Below are 14,101 nucleotides of genomic sequence, written 5' to 3' on the forward strand. Positions count from 1 at the left end.
TTATTTTGGCTAAATAAGCCTTACAAGCTTCATCATTTGGTAGTTCTTTTATAAAACTCAGTATATTTTGACCTTGAAAAACATCCATATCTGTTATATTTAAGGACACTAAGATACAGAAACTAAATGACTAACTCAGAAAATTTAAATTCTTACATATGAAAAAATTCATTTTAGCCTTATTTACGATAACCCTAACTACCTCACTAACAGCTCAAGTAAAAACTCCTCAAGCAAGTCCTTCTGGAACAATTATTCAAAAAATTGGAATGACAACCCTTACCGTTAAATACTCACGACCTGGAGTAAAAGAAAGAGCCATTTTTGGTGACTTAGTTCCTTTTGGAGAAATTTGGAGAACAGGCGCTAACGAAAATACAACCATCACAATTGACACTGAAATAACGATAGGTGGACAAGAATTAAAAGCAGGAACTTATGCATTATTTACAATCCCTAATAAAGACTCTTGGGAAATTTTCTTTTATAACGAAACCAAAAACTGGGGAATTCCAAAAAAGTGGGATGATTCAAAAATCATAGCAAAGACAAAAGTAAAATCAGTAGCTATTCCTCTTTCTGTTGAAACTTTAACCCTAGCATTTAACAATATCAAACCAAACGGTGGTGTCTTGAAAATTCTTTGGGACAAAACTTATATCGCCATCCCTTTTGAAGTACCTACCGATAGAATTGTTATGGAAGGAATTCAAAATACCATGAATAATAAACCAGAAACAAATGATTACTTTGCTGCAGCAGTATACTATTTTGAAAGCGGCAAAGATATTCAACAAGCAAAAAAATGGATTGACAAAGCAGTAAAACAACAAAAAGAGAAACCTAAATTTTGGATGATCAGAAAACAATCTCTAATTCACGCAAAATCAGGAGACATAAAAGGTGCAATCAAAGCGGCTAAAAAATCTTTAAAACTTGCACAAGAAGTAAAAAACAAAGCTTATATAAAAATGAACGAAGCATCTTTAAAAGAATGGGAAGCTTTATAAATATATTTTATAAAAAAGTCCGATTGCTTAGGATAATCGGACTTTTGTAGTTTAAAACTTAGCGAAATAGACCTTTCCAATATTCGTATAGATTGCATCATAAATAGCAATACCAAATCTATTTATATTTGATTACCCTGCGCTAGACTACTTCCAAAAGAATACCCAAAACATCCTTCAATATAAATACCACCAGTAATTTTACATCTAATAAACAAACCTAAATCTATAGTAACTTATACCATTTTGACATTCAAATGACGTATTTGATTCGTATTAGACAGCAACCTAGGCAGGAATGAAAATACTTAAACATAACTTCCATTCGGTAGCTTTTAAATCAGGATAATCTAAAAATGACATTAAAATTTTAATGTTATTTTATACTTTTTTTTCTGAGGTAAACAACTGTATCATTATAGCCAACAACATCACAATCATACACCCTAATAGATTTAACCACAAATATGGTAATATGTCAGAAAACCATACTGCAATAATAATTATTTGAGTAATAATTGCCGCATAGAAAACTGCGTTTCCTTTTACATGTTTTATAAAGAAAGCTAATAAAAAGATTCCTAGTACATTCCCATAAAAAACAGATCCAATAATATTTACTAGCTGTATCAAATTATCAAATAAATTAGCAACACACGCTACCATAATAGCTAAACACCCCCAACCAAGTGTAAACCATTTTGTCATTTTCACATAATGATTTTGATCATAATCTTTTGTGACGTTTCTTTTATACAAATCGATCGTAGTTGTAGACGCTAATGCATTTAACTCAGAGGCTGTAGACGACATCGCTGCGGACAAAATCACGGCCAACAGTAAACCAATCAATCCTCTTGGAAGATTGTTCAAAATGAAATAAATAAACACATAATCCTTGTCATTTGTCTCGAGGTTATCGTCTGTTTTAGAAATTATTTTTTTTGCTTCTTCTTTTAGAACTCTGTCTTTTGCGTTTAACTCTTTTAATACCGCAATGTTTTCAGAACTTAAATCCTGATGTAATAATTGTTTTTTATCCTCTTCAATAGCAATATGTTTTTTATTCAATTCTAAATAAGCTGCTTTATTTTCTGAACTCATAACCACCTCAGTTGCTTTCGGATTAAAATTCAACGGAGATGTATTAAATTGATAAAACACAAAAACAAATACCCCTACTAATAAAATAAAAAATTGCATAGGAATTTTTAACAAACCATTAAAGATCAAACCTAGTTGACTTTCTCTTACTGATTTCCCTGACAGGTATCTTTGTACTTGACTTTGATCTGTTCCAAAATATGAGAGCATTAAAAAGGTCCCCCCTAACAAACCTGTCCATATCGTATAACGATTATTCAAATCAAAAGAAAAATCCAATACATCCATTTTTCCACTTGCACCTGCAATTTTAAGAGCTTTTACAAAAGAAATATCCTTTGGCAAATAGTCTAGAATCAAATAAAAAGCAATAAACATTCCAGAAAAAATAATGGCCATTTGTTGTTTTTGAGTTACACTTACAGCTTTGGTTCCACCAGAAACCGTGTAAATAATCACCAACAAACCAATACTGATATTTAACGGAATTAGATCCCATCCCAAAACAGCCGACAATATAATGGAAGGAGCAAAAATGGTAATTCCTGCTGCCAAACCTCTCTGTATTAAAAATAAAATTGCCGCTAACGACCTCGTTTTAAGATCAAAACGCTCTTCCAAAAATTCATAGGCGGTATATACCTTCAATTTGTGATAGATAGGAATAAAAACAAGGCAAATAATGACCATTGCCAACGGCAGACCAATATAAAACTGAACAAAACCCATTCCGTCATTAAATGCCTGTCCTGGAGTAGACAAAAAAGTAATAGCACTAGCTTGAGTTGCCATAACCGACAAACCGATTGTCCACCAGTTTGATTCATTCCCTCCTTTTATAAAATCATTGACATTTTTACTTCCTCTTGTTTTATACGATCCATAAATCACAATAAACAAAAGCGTTCCTATTAAAACAATCCAATCTACAATTTGCATAATTCTTTATATTAAATTGAAAATCGATTCATGATAAGATAAAACACAACTATATAGAGAAGGTTTACTAACAAAACAACTGTATAAATTTTCTTCCATTTATATCTAGAATTTTTCATTGCTTTATTTTTTATAGGATAGTAAATTTGCAAATAATTTATAAGCTCCAGGTACACCAGCTGGCAACTCTCTAAAAAAACTCAAACCTGTATATATATAAATTCCTTTCCCATAAGAAGCGACCAATAAACTTCCTTTTTTCATCGATTCTCCTTTGTCATTCATTCCTAAAATTGGAATATACTCTTTCGACCATTGATTTGGAAAATACAACCCTCTCTCTTGTACCCATCCCTTAAAATCTTCTGTCGTTATTTTATTAGGAGTATTTAATATAGGGTGTTTTTGATCTAAAAATGTAACGACTGCATTTTCATCCGTTACACGATCTCTTGAAATATTTAAAGTATAAGGAGCTCCAACATTGACACCTCTTCTCCCTGCTGTATTGTATTGAACGATTAAACTCCCACCATTTTTCACATATTCTAATAATATTTCTTGTTTGAATTGCAATTCATCTACAGTATTATACGCTCTAATTCCCATAACAATAGCATCGTAGTCGTGAAGATTTTTCAAACTTATATTTTCAGGAAGTATTCGTTTTACTAAATATCCTATCTGTTCTAAACTCTCTGGAACCACATCGCCAGCTCCTTGGATATACCCAATAGTATTTCCTTTTTTCTTAATATCAATTCTTACAACTTTCGCTGAAGAGTACTTTAAAACACTTTGAGTAGGTATATGTCCATAGGCTATCTCAATCAACTCCTTGTCATAAATTTCACCATCAATTTTAACGATTACTGAAATTTCTTCTTCCGATTGATTTTCAGGAGGAGTTACCATAAACTTAAACTCAACTACCTCTCCTCTATTCTCTATCTTAAATAAAGTAGATTTAGGACTCACAGACCAACCTTTTGCATAGGTGAGTTCTACCGTTCCTTCAATATCGTCAGTTCCAGCTCTTAAACTAACAACCACCTCTTTTGATTTATTCGTTGCAAAAACCAATACTTCATCTTTTAGAGAAGCTGTTACTTTAGGCAAAACCTCAAAAGGTTGATACAACTCTCCTTTAGCTCTTTTTGCATATCTATACACTACATCTTTTGTAAATACTATAAGGGTTCCTTCTATAAGCAATTCAAAACTTATTTTTATATTTCTCGGTGTATTAGGCAAACCAATCAATCCTTGATCTTTTACCGTATACATCCCAATTGTCCCTACATCATTTAACCAATATGGGCTCGTCAGATTTTCATTTTCCAACGATATTTCCCCTTTAAACAATCGTTTATTATTCGAAATTAATTTTTCGTTTTTAACTTCTTTCTTATCTGAAGGATGGTAAACAATAGTCTGCAATTTTATATCCGCAGTTGACCTATTTAAAACCTCCATTGAAACGGTAACTTTTCCATTTGGTGTTGTAGCACTAATATTTGCAGAAGCCTCTAAATACAATCCTGCACAGGCATAAATAATATCAGTCAATTCCTTTTCTTTTGATTTTTTCCAATATAAATCTTCAATTTTGTTTACCATCTTATAAGCTCTCATCAAATCAGGTAAATGAACGGATGGATCTCTAAAGTTAAAATTCTGTAAAATAGGTTGTACAATTTTCTCTATCTCTTCACCACCTTTTACTCTGTTCCAAGAAGTATCAATTCCAGAAAAAATATTAGATTTATATTTTGGAAAGTCTCCTTTTAAAAGCTCAACATATTCATTTTCAGACCCCCGTACTGATAACCTTCCAAAACCCTGACATAAATGTTGACTACTTGCTAAAGCAGAAATTTCATTATTTGACATTCCTTTTTGAGGATAATAAACACCAATATCAAAACTCAACAACTTATCCTTGTTCGCTTTATTAAATTTCTCATGACTACCATAAAACCGCCATGAAGTATTAAAAAACAATCTACTTGGTTTCCATATATCTACATAACCCAATTGCTCTTTATATTTTGTAGGATCTGCTGCCAAGTCAAACGCTTCAACACTCAGCATAGCAGAGGCTGTATGGTGACCGTGTGTAGTTCCAGAAGTTCTGTGATCAAATCTATTGATAATAATATCTGGCTGCAAGCTTCGAATAGCCCAAACAACATCAGCCAAAACCTTTTCTTTATCCCAAATTTCTAAAGTTTCATCTGGGTGTTTAGAGTAACCAAAATCGTTTGCTCTTGAGAATCGTTGTTCTCCACCATCTACATTCCTTGCTGCCAAGAGTTCTTGAGTTCTTATCACGCCCAGAGATTCTCTAATTTCTGGACCTATTAAATTCTGTCCTCCATCCCCTCTTGTTAAAGACAAGTAAACAGTTCTAGCTTTTACCTCATTTGAAAAATAAGAAATCAATCTCGTATTTTCATCATCTGGATGTGCAGCAATATATAAGACAGTCCCTAAAAAATTAAACTTTTCTAACTTTTCAAATATTTGATTTGAAGATAACTTTTTTGGAGCTTGCGCAGTTATTGATTGGCAAACAGCAAAATAAGTTACAAATAACAACAAGTACCTCATTTAGTTTTAACTATTTTTTCAAATTTACTCTAATTTTTTAGATCACAATACACCTGTAAATAATATTAACTTTTTCTTTATTCCTAAAAGGATAAACAAAAAAAGCGGCAAGAATTATCTCTTGCCACTTTTATTAATTTATTTTTTTCTCTAATGTCTTCCTAAAGAATATTGCAGTCCTAAAGTAAAATTAAATTGAGAATCCATTTGAATACCCTCTACAAACTGGTATAAGGGAATTCCAAATTCACCAGCTAATCTCAACCCCTTTAAAGTTTCTTTAAAAAAAGCAAAATTACCACCTACAGAAATATCTAACTGCTGTCTTCCTGAATTGGAAGTATCAAAAACAGTTGCCATCATAGGATTCATAAATGAAGCATCTGCACCATCTAAAGATTGTATATAATCATAATTTAACCTTACAGAAGCACTTGTGCTTTTAGAAAAACTATAAGCTGTCCAAAAAGTTGTATTCCATTTATCTCCAAAAGAATATCCTTCTAAATTTTCACCTATTCTACATAAATAGCTTGTTTGAAAACCGTATGACATCGTATTGTATTGTTTTAAATATGTTGCACCTAAATTAACATCATAAGTACCTGATCCCAATTGCATTGCATAACCCAACCTTGTTTCGTTTGGTTCTGACATCGGAGTAACTCCTGTTTCAGTTAAGCTTCCTGTAGGGAAAGACACTCCCAAATTTAAATGCAATGTTTCTCTATCCATATTAAACAACTGATATAGCGCTCCTATCTTAAGATCTCCAAACCCTTGTGACTCTGTATCAAATTCTTTCATCTTAGTTTTTAAACCCATTTCACTCTGCAAAATATTCCCCATGGCATACAAAGTAATTTTATCCGATGGAGCATACATTAGCCCTAACATATGCATATTCATAGTCATCTCTTTAGGAGCAACCATATATCCTTCTTCTATAATATTTTCGCTACTGATAGATGTATCACCTGAAAGATTCCCGCTCATTTCCATATTCATAAAACGATAAGAAACCATCAATCCACCTTTGTGATGCACATGATCTCCCATTACTCCAATAGGTGCATGTCCGTCTGCTCTTCCTGATGTCCATTTTTTATTCTGTGAATTTATCTGCTGTACAAACAAGCACAGTCCCACTATTAGCAATTGTATATTTAATTTCATTTTCTATATTTTTATTAAATTTTCTGTATTTTTTATCACAATCCCAATTAGCCCAAAATAGCGTATCCATATTCCCTAAATTTGGTATAAGGAGCATATTTATGACCTCAACAGAAATTAATCGATTTATCGGAATTTACTTTTCATCAATAATTACATTGAATAAAAGGCAATATTATCCTTCGAACCATATTTATTAAATACAGAAGAAACCATAGATATTTATCTTTTTGGAAGTGTGATATATATCTCAATTCAAAAATGAATTGAGTTTTTTCCAGCAGGTTATGCTGAATCGAATTTAAGTTATAGAAAGTGGTGGTCTAAAAATCAAATTCACTCGATGTATAGGTACTCCAGAAGCAGTACTCCAATAATGATAAGTAAAACATTTGATATTTTTATAAACAACCTTGTTTTCACAAATAGGTGCTATGGGGTATTTACTAAAATCGATCTTAGGGACAGAACTCTTATGATTATGATTTTGATGAGAAGTAGCTTGAGATACTTTATTCAATTCCTTTTGCAGATAACACTTACCATTACAAGCCAAAGCAGGTTTGTCTCTGTTTTCACAAAGTATGGTAGCTATATATTCATAATTTGCATAATATTCAATTATAGGCATTATAGGTCGCATCATAGCCACCATATAAAGCATATAAAAAAACAAAGCTGCAAATTCTTTTTTCATCTTAAATGTAAAATTATTGTTTTTTATTCAATTATAAAAATTGCCCAATACCAAATAAGATAGCATACAAAAAAGTACTTAATGCTACCAATTTTAATTCAGGATCTAACTTTATAACCTCTGTATTTTTAGTGACTCTTATAAAATGCATTGCAATTGGAATAAAAGCAATCAAAAACAAAAACTGAAATGCACTTCTATAATCTGAAATAACATAAACCAAAGATGAGATAAATGCTAAAATCAAAAGAGAATAATGATATTGTTTGGATTTACCCTCCCCTAACTTTACGACTAAGGTGTTTTTACTTGACAAAATATCAGATGCTCTATCTCGCATATTATTAAGATTCAACACTGCGGCACTTAAAAAACCAACAGAAAATGCAGGTAAGAAAGTAATTGATTCTATACTTTTAGTATACAAAAACAAACTACCTACAACACTTAACAATCCAAAAAACAAAAAGACAAAAACATCTCCAAGTCCACTATACCCATAGGCTTTATTACCCATGGTATATTTTATGGCTGCCGCTATACTCGCAATTCCTAAAAAAAAGAACAATACTGAATATCCAAAATCTTCAACTCCGAAAGAAACATAGATCAATACTAGTGCAAGTATCAAAGTAAAAACAATTGTAATATAAATACCTCGAAGCATTTGTTTGGCTGTTATCACACCACTTTGCAAAGCTCTCTTTGGTCCTATCCTATTTTCATTGTCGGTTCCTTTAACGCCATCACCGTAATCGTTGGCAAAATTAGAAAGAACCTGAAATCCAATCGTTGTTAAAACTGAAAGTACAAAAATCCAAATATCAAATACTTGATTTTTATGAGCCAAACAACCTCCTAAAATTATTCCTGATAACGATAATGGCAAGGTTCTTAATCGAGCCGCTTGAATCCAATGTTTCATCATTTTTTTATTATGAAATTACTCCAGAACCCGCTAAGTCATCATCTAAATACCAAGCTACAAATTGGCCTTCTGTAATTGCAGATTGCGCATTTTCAAATTCTACATAAAGCCCTGATTCAACTTTGTGCAAAATTGCTTTTTCCAAAACTTGTCGGTATCTAATCCTAGACCTCACATTCATGCTTTCACCATCTTTCAATGCTAAATCTTCACGAATCCAGTGTAATTCTTCATTAGACACAAATAATACTTTTCGGTATAATCCAGGGTGATTTTTTCCTTCACCCGTGTAAATAACGTTTTCTACAACATCTGTATCAATCACAAACAAAGGTTCTATAGTTCCACCTACAGCCAATCCTTTTCTTTGACCTTTGGTAAAATAATGTGCTCCTTGATGTTTGGCTACTGTTTTCCCATCTGTAATAGCATATTTGAATTTAGCTCCAAAAAAGCTCAATTCTTCTTCTTTTGAACTGAATTCAGGAATTTCTCTATGATACAATTCAGATTCTTTAGAAATAGTGACTATAACTCCTTCTTTGGGTTGTAATTTTTGTTGTAAAAATTCAGGCAAACGAACTTTCCCTATAAAACATAACCCTTGAGAATCTTTTTTATCAGCCGTAATTAAATCCATTTCTTTGGCAATCTCTCTAACTTCAGGTTTTGTTAATTCTCCTATTGGAAATAATGCTTTTGATAATTGTTGTTGAGATAATTGACACAAAAAGTAGGATTGATCTTTATTCGTATCCGTTCCTGCTAAAAGTTGATAAACCTCCTCTCCGTTTACATCTAATATTCCCTTTCTACAATAATGTCCTGTAGCCACATAATCAGCACCAAGCTCCATTGCTATTTTCATAAAGACATCAAATTTAATCTCTCTATTACATAAAATATCAGGGTTGGGTGTACGTCCCTTTTCATATTCTCGGAACATATAATCTACAATACGATCTTTATATTCTCCACTTAAATCAACTACTTGAAAAGGAATTCCCAATTTTACAGCAACAATCATTGCATCATTACTATCCTCTAACCAAGGACATTCATTGGATATGGTTACAGAGTCATCGTGCCAGTTCTTCATAAACAAACCGATAACTTCATATCCCTCTTTTTGTAATAAGTAAGCAGCAACACTACTATCTACTCCTCCAGAAAGTCCTACAACAACACGTTTCATTTTTTCGAAATTTAAAGACTGCAAAGATACGGAATACTATTTGAAAAAAAAGTATCTAAACAGTAAGCTAAATTACGGCTATCCTCTATTATTCCTTTTTCAACACTTTAACTCTTTTAAAGAAATAAGTTCTTTTTCTGATTTTTTATTCGATTCATCAAAACCAGTCAATAGATCTTCCATATACCCCCAACGATTTACTCAAAACATTGCATTTAATTTAGACCAATTTTAATGCATGATTTTAAACAAAAGTTCCTTCAATAAATCATTTTGAGAGATTGAAGCTCCTACACCTTTACTTTTGACATCAGCATCTCTTAAAAGCCCTATTACTTGAGAAACTTTTCGCATCGGGTAATTTCTTGAAGCACTCACATAATCATTGACAAAATAAGGACTCACTCCAAGATTCTTTGCCACGTTAGATTTTGATTTATCTTGCAAACCGTGATACATTAAAAGCTGTGTGAAATAACTATTCAATAGAGAAACCGTCATCACTGTAGGATTACTTTTAGGATTGTTAGAAAAATAATTAATTATTTGATTCGCCTTTACTACGTTTTTATTTCCTACTGCTTTTCGAAGTTCAAAATTATTAAAATCTTTACTAATTCCTATATTCTCCTCAATGTGATCAGGACTTATAATAGTACCCTCAGGTAAAATTAGAACCAATTTATCTAACTCGTTGCTGATCTTACTTAAACTCGTTCCTAAAAATTCGACTAACATTTGTGCCGCTTTAGGTTCCATCTGATAGTTTTTTCCATTCAGTACCTTTCTAATCCAATCGGAAACTTGGTTTTCATATAATTTTTTACTTTCAAAAACAACTCCTACTTTAGAAACTATTTTATGCAATTTTTTACGTTTATCTAAAGTCTTGTATTTATAATTCAAAACCAATACAGTAGTGGGCTGAATATTTTCTACATAAGAAACCAATTTTTCAATAGTCCTGGAAAGTTCTTGTGCTTCTTTCACAATAATAACCGTTTTATCTGCCATCATTGGAAAACGCTTTGCCTGTGATATAATTTCATCTACAGTTACATCTCTTCCGTACAAAACAACTTGATTAAAGCCTCGTTCTTCTTCCGAAAGTACATTCTGCTCAATATAATCTGAAATTTTATCTATATAATACGTTTCCTCCCCCATCAATATGTATATGGGTTTAGCATTCCCTTTTTTGATGTCTGATACAATCTGATTTACCTCATTCATTCGTATACACTTTATAAGTAAAAGCCCCTTGCTTCTCCTTTAAAAAACCTTAATTTTGTTTTATGATAATTTTAAACTTGCCTCCTTGCAAATTCAAAATCAAAAATAGCGAAAATAAGCGATTGATTTTTGATAACCTCAGAAAAAAATATATTGTTCTTACCCCTGAAGAATGGGTAAGACAACACTATGTTTCTTATTTGATAAACGAAAAAAAATATCCTGAATCTATCATTGCTATTGAAAAACAACTAACCATTAACGGTCTTAAAAAAAGAACCGATATCTTAATTTTCAACAAAAATGGATTGCCTGACATAATCGTAGAATGTAAGGCTCCTTCAGTAAAAATAACACAAAGTACTTTTGATCAAATTGCACGATATAATTTAAAATTAAATGCAAAGTACCTCGTTGTTACTAATGGACTTTCTCATTTCTATTGTCAAATAGACAAAAAAAAAGAAGTTTATACATTTTTAAAAGACATACCTTCCTATAAATAATACAATTCTAATTTTTTTACGTTTTGATAGTTTAAATTTCTCAGTTATTTAAAGTATTTTTGCAACCGAAGTTTCTAATAATTCTTACAACTTCTTCTAAGGAAAAATTAAATGAAAATTGCGGTAGTCATCTTAAACTGGAATGGTAAAAAATTGCTTGAACAATTTTTACCTTCGATAATAAAATTCAGCAAGAATGCAGATATTTATATTGCAGACAATGCTTCTACTGACAAATCTATTTCTTTTGTAAAGAAAAAATTTCCCGTAATCAATATTATTTCTAATCCTGAAAACGGTGGTTATGCAAAAGGGTATAACGACGCATTAAAAAAGATTGATGCTCCTCTATACGCTTTGGTAAACTCTGATGTTGAAGTTACAGAAAACTGGCTGCAACCGATACTACAAGAATTCAAAAACAATCCGAAAACAGCTATTGTACAACCTAAAATTCTTGATTACAAAAACAAAGATAAATTTGAATATGCTGGAGCAGCAGGTGGCTATCTTGACTTGTTAGGCTATCCATATTGCAGAGGACGAATTTTTAATGTATTAGAGAAAGACAAAGGGCAATACAACGACACATCACTAATTAACTGGGCTTCTGGTGCTTGTTTTTTTATCAAATCTGAGATCTACCATCAACTAAATGGCTTTGATGAAGATTATTTTGCACATCAAGAAGAAATTGATTTATGCTGGCGAGCAAGCAACCTCGGTTATGATATAAAATATGTGGGAACATCTACTATTTATCATATTGGAGGTGCAACATTAGATGAATCTAATTCTTACAAAACCTTTTTAAACTTTAGGAACAGTCTATATTCTTTAGTAAAAAACTTACCTTCCAACAAAGTATTTGTATTTGTTCTTTTAAGAATGATTTTAGATGCAATTGCTGGTTTTCGTTTTATACTTCAGGGAAGACTCTCCCATATGATCGCCATCATCAAATCACATTTTAGTTTTTATGGCAATCTGAGAAAAATGCTTTCAAAAAGAACCTTTAAGCACAATAATTTAAAATACTACAACACAACTAGTATTGTTTGGAGTCATTTTATTTTGAATGTCAGTAAGTCTAAAAAACTAGAAAACTAGAGCACATCTAAGCTTCCTTTTCCCTCTCTTAACACTATTGGCTCATCTCCTGTCAAATCAATCACGGTAGATGCATGATTATCACCATAACCGCCATCTATAACTAAATCTACTTTAGACTGCCATTTTTCATAAATTAACTCAGGATCCGTAGTATATTCTAAAACTTCATCTTCATCATATATCGATGTAGATACAATTGGATTACCTAACAAAGAAACTAACTCAACTGCAATTCTATTATTTGGGACACGTATTCCAACAGTTTTTTTATTCTTAAAAGAATTTGGCAAAGTTTTACTCCCTGGTAAAATAAAAGTATAAGCACCCGGTAAAGCTCTTTTTAAAAGTTTAAAAGTAGAACTATCTATTTGTTTTACATAATCTGATAAATTACTCAAATCCTTACATATAAAAGAAAAATTAGCTTTATCAAGTTTTACTCCTTTAATCTGAGCAATCTTTTGCAAAGCACTTTTATTTGTAATATCACAACCCAAACCATATACCGTATCTGTAGGATAAATAATCAAACCACCGCTCTTTAAAACGTCTACTGCTTTCTGGATTACTCTTGGGCTGATATTCTTTTCGTATATTTTCACTAATTCGGACATAATCGTATTCTTTATATATTACAAAAGTAATCATTAAATATTTTGTTTCTATTGCTGTGTTTTTTATAATTTTACAAAAACTACTTATTCTTTGGGTAAAATAAGCCGTAACAATCTACAATATCAAAGGAAGACACTCCCGTTTGTAACAAGCCTTTGCAATTGCTAAATCTAAGATTTCTTGCGATCAAAATTACAGAGGTACTTTGTTAGGTGTCTGGATTTATGCGCTGGCTTATCCTTTCACAAATATGTGGTTAGTGAATAACGTATGTGGCGAACTTACCAAATTGACATCAAATTTTAAAGATGACTCAACTCTCGAACTCGCATTATGAATTCTAAAAGAAATTTGCCAACCTTCGTTTAAAGAAACCAACAATGTTGTTGTTGAGTTTTCTTGATAAACAATTTCAATTAATCTAGATGATAATTTTAGTTTAGGAATCTTTGCCTTTGGTTTTACTCTTTTAAACGGTAAATTCGTAGTTCCGTGTAAATTATAAACTTGAATTTCAACTTTTTTATTACCTTTTATAACTTTCTAAAAATCTTGATTTCCAATTAAGTATTGTACCAAGTTTTCTACTACAATATTAGAGTTTTCTTTGTCCAAACGAAGCGATTTTTTTCTAAAAGCATCTAAAATAGGTATCTATACAACCTGGCGCATGTTTTCAATTGAAGTCCATTTTGTTGCTTTGTCTTTTGCCCTCAAATCAGTGAGCATATCAAATATAGGATTGGCTTCTTGAAAGTAATTCTTAGAACAAGAAACGCCTAACCATTTTTCTCCAAAATCGATTTTCTTTGATAATCTAGAATGTATAATACCATTTTAACATTCAAATGACGCATTAAATTCGTTTCTTTTTCATTCATATTTCACACAAAAACAAAACCGTAATGGGGCTATGCTTCTGTTTTTATTGCTTATCTGAATAAAAAATATTCCAAATTATTATTACGTCAT

11 protein-coding genes and 1 pseudogene are annotated in these 14,101 nt (G+C 31.5%); 3 read left to right on the plus strand and 9 right to left on the minus strand.

Annotation, left to right across the window (positions count from 1 at the left end; genetic code table 11):
• Window positions 1-88: pseudogene (locus tag V5787_RS11680) on the minus strand (IS1595 family transposase); the annotation flags it as partial.
• Between the two features lie 70 nt (window positions 89-158).
• On the opposite strand from V5787_RS11680, the gene V5787_RS11685 reads away from it, so the two are divergent.
• Complete coding sequence (locus tag V5787_RS11685; RefSeq protein WP_336893384.1) at window positions 159-1,010, plus strand: DUF2911 domain-containing protein; 852 nt, start codon at window positions 159-161, stop codon at window positions 1,008-1,010.
• Between the two features lie 381 nt (window positions 1,011-1,391).
• On the opposite strand, the gene V5787_RS11690 is transcribed toward V5787_RS11685, so the two are convergent.
• The 7 genes from V5787_RS11690 to holA form a co-directional block, all read right to left on the minus strand.
• Complete coding sequence (locus V5787_RS11690) at window positions 1,392-3,053, minus strand: sodium:solute symporter (protein ID WP_336893385.1); 1,662 nt, start codon at window positions 3,051-3,053, stop codon at window positions 1,392-1,394.
• A 123-nt stretch (window positions 3,054-3,176) separates the two neighbouring features.
• On the minus strand, window positions 3,177-5,666 hold the full coding sequence (locus V5787_RS11695) for a PIG-L family deacetylase (protein WP_336893386.1): 2,490 nt from the start codon (window positions 5,664-5,666) through the stop codon (window positions 3,177-3,179).
• A gap of 150 nt (window positions 5,667-5,816) precedes the next feature.
• Complete coding sequence (locus V5787_RS11700; protein WP_336893387.1) at window positions 5,817-6,842, minus strand: transporter; 1,026 nt, start codon at window positions 6,840-6,842, stop codon at window positions 5,817-5,819.
• Window positions 6,843-7,143: 301 nt separating this feature from the next.
• Window positions 7,144-7,539 carry a hypothetical protein gene (locus V5787_RS11705; RefSeq protein WP_336893388.1) on the minus strand — a complete coding sequence of 132 codons (396 nt, stop codon included), beginning with the start codon at window positions 7,537-7,539 and terminating at the stop codon, window positions 7,144-7,146.
• Window positions 7,540-7,570: 31 nt separating this feature from the next.
• A complete protein-coding gene (gene menA, locus V5787_RS11710) occupies window positions 7,571-8,467 on the minus strand; it encodes a 1,4-dihydroxy-2-naphthoate octaprenyltransferase (protein WP_336893389.1) in 897 nt (298 codons plus the stop codon).
• A 7-nt stretch (window positions 8,468-8,474) separates the two neighbouring features.
• Window positions 8,475-9,662, minus strand: a complete 1,188-nt coding sequence (gene mnmA, locus V5787_RS11715; protein WP_336893390.1) for a tRNA 2-thiouridine(34) synthase MnmA — start codon at window positions 9,660-9,662, stop codon at window positions 8,475-8,477.
• A gap of 231 nt (window positions 9,663-9,893) precedes the next feature.
• Entirely contained in the window at window positions 9,894-10,895 is a 1,002-nt protein-coding gene (holA, locus tag V5787_RS11720) for a DNA polymerase III subunit delta (protein ID WP_336893391.1), read from the minus strand.
• A 62-nt stretch (window positions 10,896-10,957) separates the two neighbouring features.
• On the opposite strand from holA, the gene V5787_RS11725 reads away from it, so the two are divergent.
• Together V5787_RS11725 and V5787_RS11730 are read left to right on the plus strand one after the other, a co-directional pair.
• Window positions 10,958-11,401 carry a type I restriction enzyme HsdR N-terminal domain-containing protein gene (locus V5787_RS11725; protein ID WP_336893392.1) on the plus strand — a complete coding sequence of 148 codons (444 nt, stop codon included), beginning with the start codon at window positions 10,958-10,960 and terminating at the stop codon, window positions 11,399-11,401.
• 111 nt (window positions 11,402-11,512) lie between these two features.
• Window positions 11,513-12,511: a glycosyltransferase family 2 protein gene (locus V5787_RS11730; protein WP_336893393.1), complete on the plus strand. Its 999-nt coding sequence runs from the start codon at window positions 11,513-11,515 to the stop codon at window positions 12,509-12,511.
• Here V5787_RS11730 and V5787_RS11735 read toward each other — a convergent pair.
• Window positions 12,508-13,128, minus strand: a complete 621-nt coding sequence (locus V5787_RS11735; RefSeq protein WP_336893394.1) for an L-threonylcarbamoyladenylate synthase — start codon at window positions 13,126-13,128, stop codon at window positions 12,508-12,510. The two genes, V5787_RS11730 and V5787_RS11735, sit on opposite strands and share 4 nt — an antisense overlap.
• Window positions 13,129-14,101: the final 973 nt, after the last annotated feature.

The organism is Flavicella sp., from assembly GCF_037132785.1.
Lineage (GTDB): Bacteria > Bacteroidota > Bacteroidia > Flavobacteriales > Flavobacteriaceae > Flavicella.

Coding starts and splice junctions, on each gene's coding strand:
- V5787_RS11685 (WP_336893384.1), top strand. CDS start 159: ATGAAAAAATTCATTTTAGCCTTATTTACGATAACCCTAACTACCTCA.
- V5787_RS11690 (WP_336893385.1), bottom strand. CDS start 3,053: ATGCAAATTGTAGATTGGATTGTTTTAATAGGAACGCTTTTGTTTATT.
- V5787_RS11695 (WP_336893386.1), bottom strand. CDS start 5,666: ATGAGGTACTTGTTGTTATTTGTAACTTATTTTGCTGTTTGCCAATCA.
- V5787_RS11700 (WP_336893387.1), bottom strand. CDS start 6,842: ATGAAATTAAATATACAATTGCTAATAGTGGGACTGTGCTTGTTTGTA.
- V5787_RS11705 (WP_336893388.1), bottom strand. CDS start 7,539: ATGAAAAAAGAATTTGCAGCTTTGTTTTTTTATATGCTTTATATGGTG.
- menA (WP_336893389.1), bottom strand. CDS start 8,467: ATGATGAAACATTGGATTCAAGCGGCTCGATTAAGAACCTTGCCATTA.
- mnmA (WP_336893390.1), bottom strand. CDS start 9,662: ATGAAACGTGTTGTTGTAGGACTTTCTGGAGGAGTAGATAGTAGTGTT.
- holA (WP_336893391.1), bottom strand. CDS start 10,895: ATGAATGAGGTAAATCAGATTGTATCAGACATCAAAAAAGGGAATGCT.
- V5787_RS11725 (WP_336893392.1), top strand. CDS start 10,958: ATGATAATTTTAAACTTGCCTCCTTGCAAATTCAAAATCAAAAATAGC.
- V5787_RS11730 (WP_336893393.1), top strand. CDS start 11,513: ATGAAAATTGCGGTAGTCATCTTAAACTGGAATGGTAAAAAATTGCTT.
- V5787_RS11735 (WP_336893394.1), bottom strand. CDS start 13,128: ATGTCCGAATTAGTGAAAATATACGAAAAGAATATCAGCCCAAGAGTA.